Genomic DNA, 16,703 nt, shown 5'->3' with positions numbered 1-16,703 from the left:
TCAAGCTCGCCCGCCGTGTGCCCCCCTTCACAGCTCGGGCATACTGGGGGCACTTCGTTCGCTTCACGAACACCCGCGCGAACAGAGACCGGCAGGCCCCGCCGCCACCCCCGCAACGCCGGGTTAACCACGGGTCACCGGAAGCGGACTTTCCTGTAAACGGAGGTACACACGGCCCTTTGCGTGGCTTAGTGTTCTCCCTTGCCACACTTGTTCGCCGTTCGGGGATTCGGCCGATGGGTCGTGGTTCGTCAACACGTGCCGGGGGGGTACATGTGGCATGTCCAGTCGCCTGAGACCAGTGCGTCCGCTGTCAGCCGGCTGCCCAGGGGGCTGCCTCCTGGCAGCAAGCCGCGCTGGTACCAGCCGGTGGCGCTCTTCGTCGACCTCGCGGGGACGGCCGTACCGGTCGCTCTGCTGTTCCGTCACCACGGCCAGCCGCACCCGCTGATCAGCGCCGCCGTCGCCGCGCTCGCCTGGCTGCTCGTGCAGGCGTTCCGGCAGCGGTACGCGCGCCGCGCGATCGGTGAGTCGCGCGGGGCGCTCCCCGTCCTGCACGACTGGCTCATCCTGCTCGGCGTCCTCGCCTTCGTCTACGTGGCGGCCGACCTCCACCACGGCCAGCTCGTGAGCCTCGGCGCGCTCGTGCCCGCCCTGGTGCTCACGCTCACGTGCCGCAAGCTGACCTTCCGCCACCTCGCCAAGACGCGCAGGGCCGCGCAGGGCGTCGTACGGGTCCTCCTGCTCGGCGAGCCGTCCGCCGTGGAATCGGTGGCCGGGCACCTCGCGGGGCACACCAACCACCCGTACGTCGTCGTCGGCGTCGTGGCGCTCGGCTCGGCACCGCTCGACGCGGGCCTCAGGCTCGCGGCCAGGCTGCCCGACGAGGCGGAGACCACGCCGGGCGCCGACACGACGCTCGTGCTCGCCGCGTCCGCCGAACTCCGCGTCGACCTCGTCCTCGTCGCCGCCGGGCGTGTCATGTCCGGGGCACGGTTGCGGCAGCTCTCGTGGGGCCTGCATGACGCGGGCCTCGAACTCGCCGTCGCGCCGGGGCTCGTCGAGGTCGCGCCGAAGCGCGTCGAGACGACGTCGGCGGCCGGGATGGCCCTGCTGCGCATCGCGCCACCGGTGCGGCGCGGGATGCAGCCGGTGCTCAAGACGGTCCTCGACCGCGTACTCGCCGTGCTCGGCATCGCGGTCGTCTCGCCGCTCCTGCTCGGGATCGCGCTCGCCGTCAAGCTCACCTCGCGCGGACCGGTCTTCTACCGCAGCGAGCGCGTCGGGCAGAACGGTGTGCCGTTCATGATGTGGAAGTTCCGCTCCATGAAGGTCGGCGCCGACAAGATGAAGGCCGCGCTGGCGAGCGAGAACGAGAACGACGGCGCCATGTTCAAGATGCGCAGGGACCCCCGCGTCACGCGCGTGGGCCGCCTCCTGCGCAGGACCTCGCTCGACGAACTGCCCCAGCTGCTCAACGTCGTGAGCGGGCAGATGTCCCTCGTCGGGCCGCGCCCGCCGCTGCCCGACGAGGTCGCCACGTACTCCGAGACCGAGCGCCGCCGCCTCGCGGTGCGCCCCGGGATGACGGGGCTCTGGCAGATCAGCGGGCGCTCCGACCTGTCCTGGGACGAGACGGTCGCGCTCGACCTGAGCTACGTCGACAACTGGTCCTTCACGAGCGACGTGGACGTCATGGCCCGCACGCTCCGCGCCGTCGTCGACGGACGCGGTGCGTACTGACCCGGGGCGGGCCGCCGGGAGACCGACCCCCGGCGCGCCACGCCCCGTACGCGCCGTCTCAGAGCGTGGCGCGCCACGCCTCGTACGTACCCGCGATGCCCTCGCGCAGGCCGATGCGCGGCTTCCAGCCGAGCGAGGCGAGCCGCGAGATGTCGAGCAGCTTGCGCGGGGTGCCGTCCGGCTTGCTCGTGTCCCAGGCGACGCGGCCCTCGTAGCCGACGACGTCGCGGACCGTCTCGGCCAGCTCGCGGATCGTCAGGTCCTCGCCGCAGCCGACGTTGACGGGCTCGGCGCCGTCGTAGGAGCGCAGGAGCAGCGCGCAGGCGGCGGCGAGGTCGTCGACGTGCAGGAACTCGCGGCGCGGGCTGCCCGAGCCCCACAGCACGACCTCCTCGCGACCCTCGGCCTTCGCCTCGTGGAAACGGCGCACGAGGGCGGGCAGGACGTGCGAGGTCTCCAGGTCGAAGTTGTCGCCCGGCCCGTAGAGGTTCGTCGGCATCGCCGAGATGTAGGCGGCGCCGTACTGGCTGCGGTAGGACTGCACCTGCGTGATGCCGGCGATCTTCGCGAGCGCGTACGCCTGGTTCGTGGGCTCCAGGGGGCCTGTCAGGAGCGCGTCCTCAGGGATGGGCTGCGGCGCGTGCTTGGGGTAGATGCACGAGGAGCCGAGGAAGAGCAGGCGCCCGACCCCGGCCGCGTGCGCGCCCGCGATGACCGAGAGCTGGATCTGGAGGTTCTCCTCCAGGAACTGCACGGGGTACGTCGAGTTCGCCATGATCCCGCCGACCTTGGCGGCCGCGAGGACGACGGCGTCGGGGCGCGTCTCCTTGAGGTACGCGGCCGTCGCCGCGGCGTCGCGCAGGTCGAGTGCGGTACGGGTCCTGGTGAGCACCTCGTGGCCGTCGGCGCCGAGCCTGCGGGCGACGGCGGAGCCCACGAGGCCGCGGTGCCCGGCGACGAATATGCGGGCCCGCTCGGGCAGGAGCTGCGATTGCGTCATGGACCGGATCATGCCAGGACGAGCGACGCCGTGGGCAGCCGGGCGGGATTTTTCCGTGCGGACCGTCACAGAACACAACAGAACCAGCACAGCCACAGCAGATGTCAGAACCACCAAGGCGGCCCCTCCGGCCGGCCGGTTCAGGAGGGGAACCACCCATGAGCAAGACCGCGCTGATCACCGGCATCACCGGGCAGGACGGCTCGTACCTGGCGGAGCTGCTGCTCGCCAAGGGCTACGAGGTGCACGGGCTGCTGCGCCGCTCGTCGAGCTTCAACACCGAGCGCATCGACCACATCTACCAGGGCCCGCAGGAGGATGACCGCCGTCTCGTGCTCCACCACGCCGACCTCAGCGACGGGGTCGCGCTCGTGAACCTGCTGCGCGGGATACGCCCCGACGAGGTCTACAACCTCGGCGCCCAGTCGCACGTGCGTGTCTCCTTCGACGCCCCGCTGTACACGGGCGACGTCACGGGGCTCGGCGCGCTGCGGCTCCTGGAGGCGATCCGCGCCTCGGGCGTGGACACCCGCATCTACCAGGCCAGTTCCTCGGAGATGTTCGGGGCCACGCCGCCCCCGCAGAACGAGGGGACGCCCTTCCACCCGCGCAGCCCCTACGGCGCCGCCAAGGTCTTCGCCTACTGGGCGACGGTCAACTACCGCGAGGCGTACGACATGTTCGCGGTCAACGGCATCCTCTTCAACCACGAGTCCCCGCGCCGCGGCGAGACCTTCGTGACCCGCAAGATCACCCGGGCCGTGGCCCGGATCAAGGCCGGGCTCCAGGAGCACCTGTACCTCGGCAACCTGGACGCGGTGCGGGACTGGGGCTACGCGCCCGAGTACGTCGAGGCCATGTGGCGGATGCTCCAGCACGACGAGCCCACCGACTACGTCGTGGCCACCGGGGTGCCCGCGACGGTCCGTCAGTTCACCGAGACGGCCTTCGCACACGCCGGGCTCGACTGGAACGCGCACGTGCGCTACGACGCGAAGTACGAGCGCCCGAGCGAGGTCGACGCGCTCATCGGCGACGCGAGCAAGGCGCGCGAACTGCTCGGCTGGAAGCCCACGGTGCTCGTCGAGGAACTGGCCCGGATCATGGTCGACGCCGATGTGCGCCAGGTCGGGGACCAGCTCGCGGGCGCGACGGTGCGCATCGACCGCTGAGGCACCGGCGGGCGCCCGGCGTACACCACAGGCCGTACACCGGGCGCCCGCGACGCGGCGGAGGCCCCTGGGACAACCGCTTTCCCGCAGGCACTCGCGCTTGTTTCATACCAATCAGGTCAAGGAAGCCCCATGAGTCGGCACCCCGCGCTCATGTGACCGGGTATCTCCTGCGAAGATACGACCACTTCGGCCAGAGCAGGCCGCTCGCCGGGCCCAACGCCTTGGGGGATAGATGCAAAGATCCAAGGGGCTCTCCGCTGCCCTTGTCCTCTCCGCTTCCGTCATGGGGCTGGGGGCGCTCGCCGCCCCCCAGGCCGCCGCGCTCACCGCGCCGGTCGCCTTCACCGCGGACGACCTGCCGACCTGGCAGACCAACGGCATCGTCTGGGCGCTCGCCCAGTCCGGTGACACGGTCTTCGTCGGCGGTACGTTCTCGCAGGTGCGCCCGCCCGACGGACAGGCGGGGACACCGAAGAGCGCGGTCAACTTCGCCGCGATGGACGCGGCGACGGGCGCGCCCATCGACTGCGACCTGTCCTTCACCGTGTCGAGCGGCACTGCCACGGTCCGCGCGATGGCGGTCTCCGAGGACGGCAAGACGCTCTACGTCGGCGGATACTTCGGCGCGGTCAACGGCGTCCCCGTGAGCAGCCTCGCCGCGATCGACGTCGCGACGTGCAAGCCGAAGACGGACTTCAAGGCGAGCTTCCCCGCGACCGTCCGGGCCCTCGCGGTCTCCGGGAACACGGTGTACGCGGGCGGCGACTTCACCACCGTGGGCGGCCAGCCCCACAAGCGCTTCGGCGCCGTGGACGCCACCACGGGCGCGGTGCTGCCCTGGCAGGCCGACGCCGACCAGCCGGGCCGGGCCATCGCGGTCACGCCCGACCACCAGCACGTCCTGCTCGGCGGGGACTTCTTCACCGTCAACGGCGCGGACTCGCACGCGCTCGGCGTGGTCGACGCGAAGACCGGCGCCAACGTCAAGACCTACCCGGGCAACTTCGTGCCGCAGAACTCGGTCGTGAAGTCGATCGCGACGGACGGCACCGGGTTCTACACGGGCAACGAGGGCACGGGCGGCGGCGTCTTCGACGGCCGGATCGCCGTCGACCTCGACACCTACGCGCAGCGCTGGCGCGACACGTGCCTCGGCGCCACGCAGTCGGTGCTCCCGTACGAGGGCGTGCTTTACAGCGCCTCGCACGCGCACGACTGCTCCAGCGTCGACGAGTTCCCCGACGGCCGCCGCCACCACCTGCTCGCGCAGCCCGTGGACGACGTGCACAAGCTCGGCTGGATGCCGGACACCAACGACGGCCTCGGCGAGGGCATCGGCCCGCGCGCGATGTCCATATCCGGCACGGGCGCGACGAAGTACCTGTGGGTCGGAGGCGAGTTCACCACCGTCAACGGCAGTGCCGCGCAGGGCCTGACCCGCTTCGCGACGGGGCCGGACACCGGGGCGCCCGGGGCGCCGCAGGCGAGCGCGGCGAGCGTCGAGCCCGGCGCGGTGCAGGTGCGGTGGCGCACGGCGCTCGATCTCGACGACAGCCGCCTGACGTACAAGGTGTACCGCAACGGTTCGGCGACGCCGATCCACACGATGACGGGCGACTCGCTGGAGTGGTCGCGTCCTCAGCTCTCCTTCACGGACACCACGGCGAAGGCGGGCGAGACCTACACCTACCGGGTCACCGCGACGGACGCCGCGGGGAACACGAGCGCGCAGTCGAACGCGGTCACCGTGACCGTGCCCGAGAGCACGCAGGCGTACCCGAAGGCGGTGCTCGACGACGGCGCCTCGATGTACTGGCGCTACGACGAGACGAGCGGCCCCTTCGTCGGCGACCTCTCCGCGGGCGACCTGCACGGCCTCGGCCGCAACACGCCGTCGACGGGCTCCGCCGCCGGCGTCCTGAACGACTCGAAGGCCCTGAGCCTCAACGGGACGAACCAGCAGGTCAACACCGACCGCAGGACGACCGTCAAGGGCGCCTACACGCTGGAGACGTGGTTCAAGACGACCACGACGCAGGGCGGGAAGCTGCTCGGCTTCGGTGACCAGACGGGCACCAGGGGCAGCGGCAACTACGACAAGCACCTGTACATGACCAACGCGGGCAAGGTCGTCTTCGGTGCCCACCCGGGCATGCCGAAGACGGTCGCGTCGAGTGCGGGCCTCAACGACGGCAAGTGGCACCACGCCGTCGCCACGCAGGACGCCTCCGGCATGAAGCTGTACGTGGACGGCAAGCTCCAGTCGAGCAACGACGTCACGGGCAACCAGGCGTACTCCGGGTACTGGCACGTCGGCGGCGACAACGTCAGCGGCTGGCCCGAGGCCCCCTCCAGCCAGTTCTTCAACGGCCAGATCGACGAGACGGCCGTCTACGACAAGGCGCTGACGCCCGAGCAGGTCAACACCCACTACCAGCTCGCGACCAACCCGGCGCCGGCCGACACCATCGTCAAGGTGACGGCGAGCGAGGACACCTACGCCAACGCCGGTGCGCCCAGCACCAACTACGGCTCGTCCAGCTCGCTCGCCGTGCGCGGCACCTCCGCGTACGAGAGCTACCTGCGCTTCACGCTGCCGAAGGCGCCCGCGGGGACCGTCCTCAAGAGCGCGCGGCTCGCGGTGAAGACGTCCACGCAGGCGGGTGCGGGCACCGAGGACGACCTGCGCATCCAGCCGGTCACGGGTGACTGGACGGAGGACGGGGTCACGTACAAGAACCGTCCCGCGCTCGGGAACACGACGCTCGGCACGCTGAGCGGCGCGACCGAGGGCTCGACCGTGTACTCGGCGCTGCTCGACACGAGCGCGATGAAGGCGGCGCTCGGCGGCGAGTACAGCATGGCGATGACGAGCGAGGGCACCGACCCGCTGTGGCTGTGGTCGAGCGAGGCGGCGGCGGGGGCCCAGACCCCGCAGCTCGTCCTCACGTTCGGCGCGCCGTAAACCGGGGCTGTGTCGCACGCGCGGGGCCGGACACCTTCAGGGGTCCGGCCCCGTCCCGTACCGACCACGTCCCCGCCCGTGTTCCTCCCGTACAGGAGTAGTTCCATGCGCACCACCACTCGCCGGCCCCTCGCGGGCGCGCTCGTGCTCGGCACGGCGCTGCTCGCGCTGAGCGCTTGCGGTTCCTCGGACGACGGGGACAAGGACGACGCGGCGGCGGGGCGGCCCCTGGCGCCGTCCTCGGCCGCCGCCTCGCCGAGCCCCTCGGGGTCCAAGGCCCCGGCCCGCAACGAGGCCGTGAAGGAGACGAAGCCGAGCGGGCCCGTCGAATCGGACGACAAGCTCGAGCCGGCGACGGGCTCCTTCACGAAGAAGGAGAAGAAGTTCCTCAGCGGCCGGGTGCCCGAGAACATGGACCCCGCCGCGGTGCTCCAGACCGGGCAGGAGGCCTGCGACCGGCTGAAGCTGACCGCCTCGCACGACAAGGACGCCGCCGTCGGCGCGCTCATCACGGGCGAGATCCCCGACGCGGTCGCCGCCATCGGGCAGCTCTGCCCGGATCAGCAGCCGCTCCTGGACCGGGCCAGGCAGGGCTTCACCGAGGGGACGAAGAAGAACCCGTCCCCCGGCACGTACCGCGCGCTCACCGCCGACGCGAGCACGTGCACGTGGCAGGCGCTCGGCGCGGGCGGCAGGACCCTCGCCTCGGGCCCGCCGCAGGGCACGAATCCCGAGAAGGTCACGGTGGACGTCCCCGCGGGCACCGAGAAGTTCGTCTCGCAGGGGTGCTACGCCTGGCTGCCCGCCTGAGAGAGCCGCACGGGTACGGGGACGGGGCGGCCACTTCGCGCGCGTGGCCGCCCCGTCCCCGTACCGCGTCCTACAGGCCCTCGTACACCGTCAGGAGCCGGGCCACGACCGCGTCCATCGCGAAGGTCCCGCCCGCGAGGGCGTGCGCGGCCCGGGAGGCCTCGGCGTGGTGGGCGGGGTCGAGGAGGTCGCCGATCGCCGGGGCCAGTCCCTCGGCCGTTGTGACGACGCGGCCCGCGCCCGTGCGGGCGATGTCCTTGGCGAGGCCGTTCGACGTCGTGACGACGGCGGGGGTGCCGACCGAGAGCGCTTCGAGCACGGACATCGGGAAGGGCTCGTCGACGGCCGGGAGGACGTAGACGGTCGCCTCGCGCAGCGTACGGAGCATGTCCTCGCCGCTCAGCGGGCCGGGGAGCGCGACCTTGTCGCGCAGCCCGAGCCTGTCCACGAGGGCGCGGACGGGGGCGAGTTCGCCCTCGTCGGGGCCCGCGACGGTGAAGCGGGCGGCAGGGTGGGACGCCAGGATCTCCGGGATCGCTGCGACGAAGTCCGCCGGGCGTTTGCGGGCCTGGAGGCGGGCCGCGTACACGAGGTGCGGCGCTCCGCCGTCCCACGGGGTGCGCGGCTCCTGCGCCGGGACGCCGTTGACGAGCCGTACGGCCTGCGCGAGCGGCGGGGCGCCGACGACGGCGTCGAGACCGGCGCGTTCGTGCTCCGTCAGGTAGAGCACGGCGCCCGCGCCGCGCAGCAGGCGGCGCACGGCGAGCGCGTCGAGCACCTTCGCGAGCGCCTTGCCGCTCGGGTCGACCATGCCGTGCGTCTGGAGCACGAGCGGGCGCCCTGCGCGCAGCGCGGCGAGCGCGACGGGGAGGGTCACGAGGTCGCGCGCGAGGTGCACGTGGACGACGTCGGCCTCGCGCACGAGGCGGCGCGCGGAGCCGAGCAGGGCGGGCGAGGTGATGCCGCTGAAGCCGAGCGGGGCGAGCCTGCGGGCCTGGTAGAGGCGCGCGGGCACCCCCTCGACGTCCGTGGGCAGCGCGCTGTCGAACCCGTCGCCGAGCGCGAGCAGACCCGCCTCGTGACCGCGCTCCCTGAGCCCCTTGGCGAGGTTGAGCGCGACGCGCACCGGACCGCCGAAGGCGTGCGTCGGGCTGTGCAGCGTGACGGCGTGCAGGACTCTCATACGGGCTCCGGTACGGGCCTGCGGCTGCCGTCGACGGCGTGCAGGGTCAGGGCGGGCAGGTCGCGCGTGAGCACCGTGCCCGCGGCGACGACGGACTGGGCACCGACGGTGACGCCCGCGAGGACCGTGGCGCGAGTGGCGATCCAGGCGCCGTCCTCGACCGTGACCGGGGCGTTGCGGTAGCGGAAGTCGGCCTTGCGGTGGTCGTGGCTGCCCGTGCAGATCATGGCCTCCTGCGAGACGCAGACGTGGGCGCCGATCCTGATGGGCTCCAGGTTGAGCAGGAAGGCGCCCTCGCCTATCCAGGTGTGGTCGCCTATCTCCAGCTTCCACGGCCACAGGACGCGCACCCGGTGCCGGATGAGCACGCCCTCGCCGATCTTCGCGCCGAAGGCGCGCAGGAGCATGGTGCGGACCCTGGCCGGGGTGAACCACGCCATGAAGACCGTGTTCATGACGGCGAACCACAGGGCCTGGACGAGTTTCCCGCGTCCCTTGTCGTAACCGGCCAGCGTGAAGGCCGGGAGATTGCGCATGTGTGTAACCCCCACCGGCGCCTCCCCTGGCGCCCTCGGTGCTCAGCCTAATGGTTGACTCAAGGTGACCGAGGGGCGTCGGTACACTGCCGCGGGGGATCTCTTCCGGTTGTCGTACCGGGCGAGTGGCGCGGACCGGGGACCACCGGCCGTGGTCGGGGCACGAGTTGGGGCGGGGGTCGCTGGATGGCGACAGGCACGGAGCAGGCCGGGGCGCGCGTGGAGAAGAGGCCACTGCCCCTCGCGGGCCCGGTGGACGCGGAGTGGGGGAAGCCGACCTCGCCGCGCACCCTGCTCTCGCGCGCGCTCTCGGTGCCCCTGGTGCTCGGGCTCGCGGTGTTCTTCCCGCTGTGGGTGTGCGCGCAGCGCGGCGCCGGGGTCAGGGACGCGGTCTACTGGCTGCAACTCGCGCTGACCGTCTACTCCGGGGCACGGCTGGCCGCGATGATCCTCACCAGCAAGCGGAAGCTGCTCCAGGGTTCCTTCTGGCTGTTCGTCTACATGGCGATGGGCGTGGCCCCGCTCGCGCAGGTCGTCCTGGGACAGACCCCGACCGTCGTGGTGGGCGCGCGCGGGGACCTCGTCGAGGCGACGGCGCTCATCCTCGCCGGGTGCATCGCCTTCGACCTCGGCGCCCTCCTCGGCCGTACGCGCCCCGAGCGGCCTGGCCGGAACGAGAACGCGCTGCGGCTCGTGCACCGCAGGCGCCTGTACGCGCTCGTGGCCTTCTCCTTCGTGGCGAGCGCGCTGTTCGTGCAGAAGCTGGGCGGTCCCGCGGTCTTCTTCAGCAGCCGTCAGGAGATCATCGCGGGGATCGAGGACGCGGGGCTCTCGCAGGACGGCTCGCAGGCGGGGCAGGCGATCCTGCGCGGCCTCGGCACCGTGCCCGCGCTGCTGGCGCTGCTCATCTACACGCGCTGGGTCGTGACCTCGAAGCGGGCCAGGCGCTCCCCGGTGATCCTCGCGACGTGGCTCGCGCTCGCGCTCCTGAACTGCGTCGTGAACAACCCGATATCGAACCCGCGCTACTGGTTCCTGACGGTGATGTTCTCGCTGCTCTTCACGGTCTTCCCGCGCAGCGCCGCGATGTACCGCTCGGCGCTGAGCCTCGGGGTCGTCGTGGCGCTCGTCGTCTTCCCCTTCGCCGACCGCTTCCGGTACGACGAGAAGAACTACAAGCCGATGCAGACGACGTCGATCCTGGAGCCGCTCGCGCTCAAGGACTACGACCAGACGGCGATGTTCTCCAACACCATCACGTACGTGCACTCGGGCGAGGGCCACACCTTCGGCCTCCAGCTGCTCGGGGACGTGTTCTTCGCGGTGCCGCGCTCGGTATGGGACAGCAAGCCGAAGGACACGGGCGTCATCGTCGGCGAGTGGATGGACAACAAGAACACCAATCTGTCCTCGCCCGTGTGGGCCGAGCTGTGGATCGACTTCGGCCCGCTCGGCGTCTTCGGCGGCCTCCTCGGCGTCGGCTTCCTCGCGGCGCGCGTCGACACGCGCTACGCGCGCAGGGCGGTGCGCCGCACCCCCTCGGGGGCGCTCGTCTCCGTCCTCGTCCCGCTTGTCGCGGGGTACTCCTTCATCCTGCTGCGCGGCCCCCTGCTCCAGGCGACGGGCCGGGTGGCGATCGCGGCGTTGTGCGTGGCGCTCATCTCGACGCGGAGCAGGAACGGGCGGGCGTGGATGAAGTAGCCGGGCCCCGGGCGGCGCGGGCCCGGAAGTCCCGCCCCGCGGCGGGCCGGGCCCGGCCACGGCTTCAGCCGGCGTACCCGGCCCCCAGGAGTGCGCGGTAGCGCGCGGCGTGGGCGGTGAGCCTCTCCTCCGAGAGCGTGCGGGCGCCGTGCAGCACCAGCGGCTCGGCGAGACGCATCCCGGTGAGGCGGGCGGTCGCCTCGATGGGCGCGAGGAGCTGGGCCATCGAGAAGCGGGAGGTGGGGGCGACGTCGGCGTAGGACTCCGCGGGGCCGCCGGTGGAGGTGACCAGCTGGAGGGTCTTGCCGCGCAGGGCGTGGCCCTGGCTCCCGAAGGCGAAGCCGTGGGCGAGCACCTGGTCGATCCATGCCTTGAGCAGGGCGGGGACGGAGTACCAGTGCCAGGGGAACTGCCACACGATCCGTTCGTGCGCGCGCAGCAGCCGCTGCTCGTGCGCGAGGTCGAAGTGCCCCTCGCGGCAGGCCGGGGCCAGCTCGTGGAGAGTGAGGCGGGGGAGGTCGCGCACGGCCTCGGTCAGGCGGGCGGTGACGCGCGAGGAGGCCAGGTCGGGGTGGGCGACGAGGACCAGGGTGCGCGGCGCCCGCGGGGCGGACGGGGCCGTGGGGAGGGGACTTGGACGGTGCACGGGCGTGAGCCTCCGGATGTGACGGATCGTTCCGCCCCGGAGTTTGTGACGGATCGATCCGTCTGTCAAACTGGGCTCCGGCCCGCCCCGCCTCACCCGTCGAAGGAGCGCAGCATGGCCCGCAAGACAGCGGAGGAGAACCGCCGCCACATCCTGTCGGTGGCGAGCGGCCTGTACTACGCGCGCGGCATCCGCGCCGTCGGAATGGACCTCGTGGTCAAGGAGAGCGGGGTCGGCAACGCCACCGTCTACCGCCAGTTCCCCACCAAGAACGCGCTCGCCGGGGCCTATACGCAGGAGCGTGCCGACGCGTGGTTCGCCCGGATGCGCGAGAGCGCCGGGCGGGCCGGGGACGCGCGCGGGCAACTCCTCGCGATCTTCGCCGGCGTGGTCGACGAGATCACGGCGCCCGGCTTCCGCGGCTGCCCCATGCACAACGCGCACACGGAGTTCCCCGACCCCGACCACCCCGCGCACCAGGTGGCGGTGACGCACGAGCGGCGGGTACGGGACTGGATGCGGGACCTGGCCGGCGAGGCCGGTGCCGCCGATCCCGGGCGGCTCGCCGATGAACTGGTCCTCGTCCTCAACGGGGTCTACGCGACCGCCGCCACGCTCGGGCCCGAGGGGCCCGCGCGGCACACCCTGGACTTCGTCGACCGCCTCGTCCGGGCGGCCTGCGAGGCACCGGGACGCGCCTGACCCCAGGCCCCGCGGGCGGGTTCCGCCTCAGGCCGCCGCCGGTTCCTGCCTGTCGTCCGGGTCCGGGGCGGCCGCGGGCGGGTGCTCGGGCAGCCTCCGTACGCGGTTCCAGGCGCCGACCGCCTTGAGCGCGGAGCCGAGCGCGAGTCCCCAGGCGGCGCCCTGGACGCCCGCGAGGGCGTAGCCGCCGAGCATGAAGGCGACGGAGAGGAGCGAGAAGACGACCTGGAGGGAGAGGGTCGCGCGGGGGCTCAGCACGCGCAGCGTGACGAGCGCGCAGGTGCCGAGCGCCATGACGGCGTACTGGCCGCCCGTCGCGGGCAGGAGCTTCGCGGTCGCCTCCCACGTGGCACCGAGGAGGTGCTTGCCCGCGCTCGCGGGGAGCGCGTACAGGAGGAGTGCCCAGCCGAGCGCGACGCCCCCGAGTACGACGCCGAGCAGCGCGGCGGCACGGGCGGTCGCGCGGCGGCCGCCGAAGCGCCCGAGGATCGGCGGGCCGAAGGCGTTGACGGAGTTGAAGAGGACGTTGAGCGGCCCGAAGAGGGTCGTCGCGCCGCGCAGCGCGCCGACGGCGAGCGGGTTCGCGAAGAGGCCGAGGCCGAGGACCGCGAGCTGGCTGGAGGCGTTGCCGACGGCGAATTCGACGACGAAGCGCCGCCCGAGGTGCCCGCGGCCCAGGTAGGTGGAGAGGCGGGCGCGGGTGCCGCGCACGTAAGGGCGCAGGAGCGCGAGCGCGAGGAGCAGCGCAGGGAGCGCGGACAGGCCCCAGGCAAGCACCATGCGCGCGGGGCTCGTGTGGTGCGGCTGGAGGGCGAGCGCGGGCACGACGCACACGAGGCGCAGCGTGTCCGCGGCGAGCGCGCGGTGCGGGACGCGCAGCGCGGAGAAGGAGTAGCGCAGGCCGTCCTGGAGCAGCGCGAGCGGCAGCACGGCGCCGAGCGCGGCGAAGGCCGTGCCCGAGGTGCCGCCGACGGCCGCGCCGCCCGCCACGAGCAGGGCTCCGGCGAGCAGCGAGGCGAGCGCCGTGAAGGCCGTCGCGGAGCGGCAGGCCGCGGCGAGGGCGCGCGCGCCGCCCTTCTCCAGGACGACGACCTGCCCGACGTACGACATGTTGAGGCCGAGCAGCACCGTGAAGGTCACGTAGACCATCGAGAAGGCGGCGAAGCCCGCGGCCGTCGAGACGCGGGCCACGATCACCAGGACCAGGATGTTGGTCAGGCTGGACGCGGCCTGGTCGAGTACGGAGGCGGCGACCGTGGCCGAGCGTCTCATCTCTTGTCGCCCGTCCGCAGGTCCTCGGGCCGCAGCTGGCGCAGCGTCACGGTCTCGGTGCCGTCGCCGAGCCGCTGGTCGGCGAGGGGCGCGGGACGCGGGGCCGGGGGCGGCAGTTCGCTGCCCGCCGCGCGGTGCCCGCTGCCCTTCGCCGCGCCCTTCTGCTTGGCCGCGTGACCGCCTTCGTCGTGCGTGACCGCGCCGAGGACCGTACCGCCGGCACCGACGATCAGCTCGCGGATGCGGACGAGTTCGGTGCGGTGCACGCTGCGCAGGTCGCAGACGATGACGACGCCGTCGACGCGGTCGACGAGCGCGAGCGCGTCGGCGTAGGAGAGGACGGGCGGGGCGAGCACGACGACGGTCGAACCGTTCTCGTCGGCGTCCTCGATGAGCCGGGTGGAGCGGCTCGACGTGAGCGCGCGGGCCACGTTGCGCACCCGCTGGCCCGGGACGAGGTCGAAGGAACCGGCCTCGCCCGCGTCGACGGTGAGCGGGCGGGTACCGGGCCAGCCGTTGTCGTCCGTGTCGGACGGCAGGCTCCAGCCGGGGCGGCCCGCGGTCGTGTGCAGGCGCGCGGAGAGCCCGGGGGCGCGCAGGTCGGCCTCGACGAGGAGGACGTCCTTGCCGGTCTCGGCGAAGGAGGCGGCGAGGTTGGTGGCGACCGAGGTCGCCGCCTGGGCGCTCGCGTCGCGGGCCGCGACGACGAGGAGGCGGCGGCGGTCGGCGAAGCGCGCGTCGTAGGCGAGCCGGAAGGCGATCGAGCGGTACTCCTCGGCGGTGCGCGAGCCGGTCTGGTCGACGGCGAGGAGGCCCTTGGCCGCGCCGCGCGGGAGCGAGCCGAGCACGGGGGCGCGCACGGCACGGGCGACGTCGCCGGTGGAGCGCGGCGAGGGGTCGAAGACGAGCCGTACCCAGGCGGCGAGGAGACCGAAGGCGATGCCGAAGGCGCCCCCGAGCGCGAGGGATATGACGAGCCCGAGGCCGTCCGAGCTGGTCGGCGGGGTGGCCTCCTGGGTGAGGGAACCCGCGGCCATGTCGAGGCCCATGAGCGTGTCGCGCTGGTTCTGGAGGGTGCTGATACGGCTCTTGAGGTTGACGTTCGCGGTCTGCTGGGCGTCGTAGGCGGAGGTGCCCTTCGTCATCGTCTCCAGCTGCTGCGCCAGCTCGTTCTGCTGCTTGCCGAGCGGGTCGATCTGCTTCTTGAGCCGGGCGACCATGCTGTCGCGCAGGTCGGACCACTTCTGCTCGCTCGCCGTCAGGTACGCGTCGGCGAGCGCGTTGGCGCCGCGTGCGGCCTCCTCGGGCGAGCCCGCGGTGTACGTGAAGCGCAGTGTGAGGCTCTGCGGGGGCGTGGTGACCTGGAGCCCCTTCTTCAGGGTGCGCGCCGAGGGGCCGTTCTTGAGCTTCTTCGCCGCGATCTGGGCGACGTTGGTGGAGAGCGCCGTCTGGCGCTCGGTGTTCATGTTGACGCTCTTGTCGGGCGCGGCGGAGTTGTCGAAGGGGTTGGTGGTGGGGGTGCGGACGACGATGTCGCTGTTGGCCGCGTACGAGTCGGCCGAGGTGATGCCGAGGTAGGCACCGCCGATCAGGCCGATCCCGATGCCCCCGCCGATCAGCCAGCGGTAGCGCAGCAGCTGCCGGAACTGGTCACGCAGCAGTTCCGGTTCGTCCCCCGCCGGACTGACGTGCGAGTCGGTCATGTGCGCCAAACCCCCAGAGCCTCTTCAATGAGTGCGTCGATGCGGGCGAGTCCCGCCGCGCGCGTCAGATGGGCCGCGACGTGGCGCGGTCCCGCTTCCCCCAGTGCCCGGGCCTGCGCCGGGTCGTCGGCGAGTCTACGCACTTCCTTGAGCAGCGCGTCGGGGTCCTCGGGGGCGACGAGGACGCCCGCGCCCGAGCGCAGCACCTCCTGCGCGGTGCCGCCCTCGGCGGCGACCGAGGCGAGCACGGGGCGCGCGGCGGCGAAGTAGGAGGTGAGCTTCGAAGGAACGCTCATGTCGAGCACGGAGGCGCGCTGCGTGACGGCGAGGACGTCGGCCGCGGCGAGGACGTCCATGAAGTCGGCGTCGTCGGCGGGCGGCAGGAAGTGCAGATTGGGCACGCCGCGGGCGAGTTCCCCGAGGTGGGCGCGCTGGTTGCCGTCGCCCATGAGCACGAAGCGTACGGCCGGGTCGCGGCGCGCGGACTCGACGAGGACGTCGAGGCCCTGTTTGAGGCCCATGTTCCCCGAGTGCACGACGACGGTCTCGCCGGGCGCCCAGCCGAGCCGCGCGCGGGTCGCCTCGCGGTCGCCCGTGGGGCTCGTGACGTGGGACCAGTTGGGCACGAGGCGGATGCGCTCGGGGGCGACGCCGAGTGCTTCGACCTTGGCGCGGAAGGTCTCGTGGATGATGCCGACGAGGGTCGCGCGGCGCAGCGCGAAGGACTCGGCGCGCGCGGCGAGTTTCGCCGCGCGGTCGCCGCCGCTGATGCCGCTCTGCGCGGCGGCGGCGCCCATGAGGTCCTGGACGACGGGGATGTACGGGACCTTCCAGCGGTGCGCGAGGCGCGCGGCGAGCACGCCGCCGGCGAGGCTCGGCATCTGCGCGTGCACCGCGTCGGGGCGTGGCATCCGGGGCGGAGCGACGGCGCCGTGCAGGAGGATCGAGCCCTCGAACAGGGCGCGGCGCACGGCGGTCTGGCGGGGCGGCACGGTGTGCCTGCGGCGGTGCACGGTGACTCCGGCGCGCCGCTCGGTGCGCCGCCAGGCCCCGGCGTACTCGGGGTCGAGGCTCCACGAGGGGTAGTGCGGCATCCCGGCGAGTACGTGGGTCTCGTGGCCCGCCTCGGCCCAGTGCTCGGCGATCTGTGTCGCGTACGGGCCGATCCCGGCGTGCTCGGGCGCGTAGTTGGTGGAGACCATCAGCAGGGTGCGACGCCCCGTTATGTCCCCGATCTGATCATTTGCGCTCACGCAGCGCTCCCCTT

13 protein-coding genes are annotated in these 16,703 nt (G+C 72.7%); 6 read left to right on the top strand and 7 right to left on the bottom strand.

Going from position 1 to position 16,703, the window contains the following annotated elements; all coding sequences use genetic code 11:
• Nucleotides 1-273 precede the first annotated feature (273 nt).
• Nucleotides 274-1,743, top strand: a complete 1,470-nt coding sequence (locus ACQYWQ_RS28145) for a sugar transferase (protein ID WP_431038545.1) — start codon at nucleotides 274-276, stop codon at nucleotides 1,741-1,743.
• Nucleotides 1,744-1,801: 58 nt separating this feature from the next.
• Here ACQYWQ_RS28145 and ACQYWQ_RS28140 read toward each other — a convergent pair whose 3' ends face one another.
• Nucleotides 1,802-2,743, bottom strand: coding sequence for a GDP-L-fucose synthase family protein (locus tag ACQYWQ_RS28140; RefSeq protein WP_431038544.1), 942 nt, complete (start codon nucleotides 2,741-2,743; stop codon nucleotides 1,802-1,804).
• A gap of 158 nt (nucleotides 2,744-2,901) precedes the next feature.
• Here ACQYWQ_RS28140 and gmd point away from each other — a divergent pair, with 158 nt between their 5' ends.
• From gmd to ACQYWQ_RS28125, 3 genes are all read left to right on the top strand, one after another.
• Entirely contained in the window at nucleotides 2,902-3,915 is a 1,014-nt protein-coding gene (gmd, locus tag ACQYWQ_RS28135; protein WP_431038542.1) for a GDP-mannose 4,6-dehydratase, read from the top strand.
• Nucleotides 3,916-4,150: 235 nt separating this feature from the next.
• On the top strand, nucleotides 4,151-6,883 hold the full coding sequence (locus ACQYWQ_RS28130) for a DUF7594 domain-containing protein (RefSeq protein WP_431038540.1): 2,733 nt from the start codon (nucleotides 4,151-4,153) through the stop codon (nucleotides 6,881-6,883).
• Between the two features lie 105 nt (nucleotides 6,884-6,988).
• On the top strand, nucleotides 6,989-7,693 hold the full coding sequence (locus ACQYWQ_RS28125; protein ID WP_431038538.1) for a hypothetical protein: 705 nt from the start codon (nucleotides 6,989-6,991) through the stop codon (nucleotides 7,691-7,693).
• 70 nt (nucleotides 7,694-7,763) lie between these two features.
• Here ACQYWQ_RS28125 and ACQYWQ_RS28120 read toward each other — a convergent pair whose 3' ends face one another.
• Both ACQYWQ_RS28120 and ACQYWQ_RS28115 read right to left on the bottom strand, forming a co-directional pair.
• Nucleotides 7,764-8,876: a glycosyltransferase gene (locus ACQYWQ_RS28120; protein ID WP_431038536.1), complete on the bottom strand. Its 1,113-nt coding sequence runs from the start codon at nucleotides 8,874-8,876 to the stop codon at nucleotides 7,764-7,766.
• Nucleotides 8,873-9,412 (bottom strand): WcaF family extracellular polysaccharide biosynthesis acetyltransferase, encoded by a 540-nt coding sequence (locus ACQYWQ_RS28115; protein ID WP_431038534.1) that lies wholly within the window; start codon nucleotides 9,410-9,412, stop codon nucleotides 8,873-8,875. Before ACQYWQ_RS28115 ends, ACQYWQ_RS28120 begins: the two co-directional genes overlap by 4 nt.
• Before the next feature lie 186 nt (nucleotides 9,413-9,598).
• Here ACQYWQ_RS28115 and ACQYWQ_RS28110 point away from each other — a divergent pair, with 186 nt between their 5' ends.
• Nucleotides 9,599-11,113 (top strand): hypothetical protein, encoded by a 1,515-nt coding sequence (locus ACQYWQ_RS28110; protein ID WP_431038532.1) that lies wholly within the window; start codon nucleotides 9,599-9,601, stop codon nucleotides 11,111-11,113.
• A 64-nt stretch (nucleotides 11,114-11,177) separates the two neighbouring features.
• Here ACQYWQ_RS28110 and ACQYWQ_RS28105 read toward each other — a convergent pair whose 3' ends face one another.
• Nucleotides 11,178-11,759 (bottom strand): NAD(P)H-dependent oxidoreductase, encoded by a 582-nt coding sequence (locus ACQYWQ_RS28105; RefSeq protein ID WP_431038530.1) that lies wholly within the window; start codon nucleotides 11,757-11,759, stop codon nucleotides 11,178-11,180.
• Nucleotides 11,760-11,873: 114 nt separating this feature from the next.
• Here ACQYWQ_RS28105 and ACQYWQ_RS28100 point away from each other — a divergent pair, with 114 nt between their 5' ends.
• Nucleotides 11,874-12,461 carry a TetR/AcrR family transcriptional regulator gene (locus ACQYWQ_RS28100; RefSeq protein WP_431038529.1) on the top strand — a complete coding sequence of 196 codons (588 nt, stop codon included), beginning with the start codon at nucleotides 11,874-11,876 and terminating at the stop codon, nucleotides 12,459-12,461.
• Nucleotides 12,462-12,488: 27 nt separating this feature from the next.
• Here ACQYWQ_RS28100 and ACQYWQ_RS28095 read toward each other — a convergent pair whose 3' ends face one another.
• Genes ACQYWQ_RS28095 through ACQYWQ_RS28085 form a run of 3 tightly spaced genes read right to left on the bottom strand, consistent with a single transcriptional unit; the run spans nucleotide 12,489 to nucleotide 16,638 of the window.
• Complete coding sequence (locus ACQYWQ_RS28095) at nucleotides 12,489-13,733, bottom strand: hypothetical protein (RefSeq protein WP_431038528.1); 1,245 nt, start codon at nucleotides 13,731-13,733, stop codon at nucleotides 12,489-12,491.
• Nucleotides 13,730-15,436 carry a lipopolysaccharide biosynthesis protein gene (locus ACQYWQ_RS28090; RefSeq protein WP_431038526.1) on the bottom strand — a complete coding sequence of 569 codons (1,707 nt, stop codon included), beginning with the start codon at nucleotides 15,434-15,436 and terminating at the stop codon, nucleotides 13,730-13,732. The genes ACQYWQ_RS28095 and ACQYWQ_RS28090 overlap by 4 nt, the downstream gene beginning before the upstream one ends.
• Entirely contained in the window at nucleotides 15,433-16,638 is a 1,206-nt protein-coding gene (locus tag ACQYWQ_RS28085) for a glycosyltransferase family 4 protein (RefSeq protein ID WP_431039384.1), read from the bottom strand. Before ACQYWQ_RS28085 ends, ACQYWQ_RS28090 begins: the two co-directional genes overlap by 4 nt.
• Nucleotides 16,639-16,703 lie beyond the last annotated feature (65 nt).

This window comes from Streptomyces sp. P6-2-1 (genome assembly GCF_050613165.1).
Classification (GTDB): domain Bacteria; phylum Actinomycetota; class Actinomycetes; order Streptomycetales; family Streptomycetaceae; genus Streptomyces.
The sequence above is the reverse complement of the archived record's forward strand: the minus strand, read 5'-3'. Positions and strand labels throughout refer to the sequence as shown.